The 2692-nt window shown below is 72.1% G+C and carries 1 pseudogene; it reads right to left on the reverse strand.

Features of this window, described 5'->3' with window-relative positions:
- Positions 1-2466, reverse strand: a pseudogene (locus tag ACFUEL_RS38100) (hypothetical protein); the annotation flags it as partial.
- Positions 2467-2692: the final 226 nt, after the last annotated feature.

Raw genomic sequence — 2692 nt, forward strand, 5'->3', positions numbered from 1 at the left:
CAGCCGGAGCCAGAGCCGGCCGGCGCCGCGGCGGAGGTTCGCGCCGGCGGGCGTGCCGCCGAGGAACAGCGCCGCGGGGCCGCCGACCAGCAGGACGGCGCCGGTGGCGAGGATCACGGGCAGCAGCAGCCGGGCCGTTCCGGCCCGGTCGGGCGCGGCCTGGCCGACCGGGGCGGTGGCGGGGCCGGGCGAGGCGCTGCCGCTGGGCCTGCCGGAGGCCGCAACCTGGACGGCACCGCTGCCGGTGCCGGTGCCGGTGCCCGAGGCGGTCCCGGCGTCGCCGGTCCCGGTGCCGTCGGTGCCGCCGACGGATCCCCCGAGGCCGCCGGAGCTCCCGCCGGTACTCCCGCCGGTGCCGCCGCCGTCGGATCCGGAACCGCCGCCACCCTCGGTGCCGGTGTCGGCGGGCTTGCCGGGCGTGCCGCCGTCCTGTGCGGCGACGTGGTCGGCGGCGGCCTTCGCCTGTGCGGTCTGGGCCTTGGTCAGGGCCGCGTACCCGAAGGCGAGTTGACCCGGCGCCCGGCCGTAGACCTGCCCCTGGCCGGGGTCGGTGACGGTGCGCACGAACCTGCTGACCGCGGCGGCCTTGGCCTGGCCGAGGCCCTCGGTCGGCAGCATGGCGTACTGCACCATGGTCAGCGGGTACGCCTTCGGGTCCTTCGCGTAGGCGGAGTCCTCCTCGTCGTACGGGAGCTGCTGGGTGCCGGTGGTCTCGTCGAAGGGCATGTCCTTCGCCGCGGCCTGCATCGAGGTGATCGTCGGCGTGGTGAACTGGCCTGCGCCGTTGGGGAGTTCGACCTCGGGCAGGTTCATCGCCTGGGCGCCGCCGCTGTCCATGACGGCGAACAGGGCCCGGCTGCCGGGGGGCATGGTGAAGCACTTCTCGTGCTGGCCGTCGGCGTTGACGTAGGGCAGTTGGCAGGACAGCCGGTTCTCCAGCACCATCCGCAGCACCTGGCCGAGGCCGCCCAGCACCGGGTTCCACTCGTACTGCTTGTGGTTGTTCTGGCCGCTGTAGTCGAGCGCCTGGAAGGAGTCGACCGGGTAGCCGGTGAAGGCCGGCGGCAGGAACCTGGTGTTGACGCGGGTGCCCCACGGGTCGGGGGCGCCCTGGAGGAACTGCCCGGCGTCCGGGTCGGCGGCGATCCACTCGGTCAGCCGGTGCACCAGGTCGGTGGTGCCGCCGACCACGATCGGCGCGCTGTTGGCGACGTTGCCACAGCCGGGCCAGGTCACGCCGGGCGCGGTCTCGGCGTTGAGCTTGCGGAACTCCTCGTCGTCGAAGATGCAGAGCGGGTTGCCGCGGACGGTCTCGGTGTCGTCCGTGTTGTACTGGCGGTAGGTCTGGGTGAGCATCTTGGCCAGCAGCCGCTGATTGAGCCGGACGCGGCGGACCTGCCGGTGGGTGGCGCTGTCGTCGATGACGAAGACCACCGAGACGGCGCTGTTGGCGAGCGGCGCGTAGACGTACGGGCGGGTCGGCGGGTCGGTGCTCGGGACGGAGGTCAGCGCGACGTCCGCGCCGGACCTGCGCAGGAAGGACGCCCGGGCCTGCGGTTCGCCGTTGCCGACGGAGTACTGCACCCGCAGCGGGTCGGCGTCCAGGCAGCCGCCGGTGCGCCACTGCTGCATGGCCCGGTCGGCCATCTCCAGGCCGATCGCGGAGAAGTCCGCGTCACCGGCCGTGCAGGCGTCGGGGGTCGGCGCGAAGTCCAGCGGGACGGTGATGTGCCGCTTCCAGGCGCAAGCCTCGCCGGTCATGTAGTTGGTGTCGATCGGCCGGAGCCGGAACGAGGCGTCCGAGGCGGTGTCGAAGTTGAAGTCCATGTCCGCCGAGTGGTCGTCGCAGTTGATCGCGAACTCGGGGTAGCTGCCGGCACCCATGGTGTCGCCGCCGTAGTTCGGCTCGATCACCAGCGAGCACTTGTGGGTGCTGTCGCAGCCGAGGCCCTGGCTCTGGGTGGCGGTCCACAGCTCGATGTCCGCCTCGCCGGTGCCGTCCGGGCGGGTCGCCGCGATCACCATGTTCGACGGGAACTCGGGGGACGTCCCGGCCTCCGGCGTGTCCTGCAGGAAGCCCTTGCTCTCGTCACCGCCGTACAGGGTGGACCCGTAGCAGTCGATGATCCGCGGGTTCTCGCCCTTGCACTGGTAGATCCGGATCGCGTAGTAGACGCCCCCGGCGAACGGGGAGATCACCTGGACGGGCTGGTTCATGAAGTCGACGGTCGGCGTGAGACCCGTCCAACTGACGTGCACCACCTGGTTCCTGAGGTCGTTGGCCTGGGAGACCGTGACCCTTCCGGGTGCCCCGTCCTGCCCGGTGGCCGGGTCGAACCGCTTCGGCCCCTCCACCTCCATCCCCGAGGCCGCCCGGGCCGGCTGGACCCCGGGGCCGCCGAGCGGCAGGAACACGACGGCGGCGGCCACCGTCCAGGCCAGCACGGCCGCCAGGTACGCCTTCAACGGACGCGATCCGGTTCTCAGCCCCCACGGGCGGGTTCTCATCGGCGCAGCACCTCCGGCGACGGCGCGCCAGATCGGGCACGCACGGATGACAGGGAGCGGAGCAACCGGTCGGCGGCTCCGACGATATTCGGCCAGTCGCTTCTGGCCGGTCGCTGTCATCCAGGTGTACGAGACCCCAATTGGTGCTCGAATCAAGAGAATTGGCACTCCGTCAGAAAAGCGC

The organism is Kitasatospora sp. NPDC057198 (assembly GCF_042670125.1).
Classification (GTDB): domain Bacteria; phylum Actinomycetota; class Actinomycetes; order Streptomycetales; family Streptomycetaceae; genus Kitasatospora.